The organism is Novosphingobium sp. ST904, assembly GCF_001298105.1.
Classification (GTDB): domain Bacteria; phylum Pseudomonadota; class Alphaproteobacteria; order Sphingomonadales; family Sphingomonadaceae; genus Novosphingobium.
The window spans coordinates 1-933 of the sequence record NZ_LGJH01000020.1 but is presented as its reverse complement, the minus strand read 5'-3'; the positions used below and the strand labels follow the sequence as shown (position 1 = coordinate 933).

Here is a 933-nt window from a genome sequence, read left to right as displayed (position 1 = left end):
AGGCCATGGGCATGCTCAACCACCATTTCGCAGCAGCCGCCTGATCGGCGCAGAGCGACAGCCTACCTCTGACTGCCGCCAATCTTTGCAACAGAGCCGCTTTGGCGCCTATACCATGCGCACCGAGTATGGCGTGTTGTTCGGGCGCGAGGAGGAGGCGCTGGGCTTCCGCCGCTACAATCCGTTTCTGACTGCGCCGGGCGAAACCTCCTATGCGCTGCCCGCCCGGCTCGGCGCAGGCTGGCGCAGTATCTTCGCCCACCCTCACGACATGCGCTTCTATGGCCGCGACCGGATCATGCCGGCGGGCGGTTTCGCCGAGCTGGTCGGCGAGGACCGCTTTGCCCCGCCCACGCCCGGCGAAGGCCGCTATGTCACCGATGCGGCCATGACCGACGAGATCGTGGCGCTTGCCGCCGCTGCGCAGGGGCCCACGATGATCTATGCCGTGACGATCGAGAACCACGGCCCCTGGGCTTCGGACGGTACCCCGGGCGGCGCCGATCTGGTGCCGGGCTACCTGCACCTCGTGCGCAAGGGCGATGCCATGCTGGCCGACCTTACCCGGCGGCTCGGCGAACTGGGCAAACCGGCGCTGCTGGTGTTTTTCGGCGACCACCGCCCCAGCATCCCCGGCGCCGCCATGCCCGGCGGCGATCGCCATACGCCTTACGTGATGGTGCGCCTCGATGCGGCAGGACGGGCCGTGCCCGGCGACAACCGCCGCGTGGACCTGACCCCGGCGGCGCTGCACCGCGCCGTTCTGGAGCATACGATATTCGTATGAAGCTCCGCGCATATGGGGTCGGTTCCGGCTGAGGGCGGAATGACACCCTCTCATGACTGCCATCTGCGCTGCAGAACGAGTTTATCCTGCCGCCGACCTTTCGGCTAGCGGTGAATTTGGCCTGGCCGGAGTGCCGCGGGCTCCTG

The 933-nt window shown here is 67.7% G+C and carries 1 protein-coding gene; it reads left to right on the top strand.

The genetic code is table 11. The annotated features are described in order from the left end of the window. Positions 1–115 precede the first annotated feature (115 nt). Positions 116–787 (top strand): sulfatase-like hydrolase/transferase, encoded by a 672-nt coding sequence (locus ADT71_RS00105; protein WP_231635434.1) that lies wholly within the window; start codon positions 116–118, stop codon positions 785–787. Positions 788–933 lie beyond the last annotated feature (146 nt).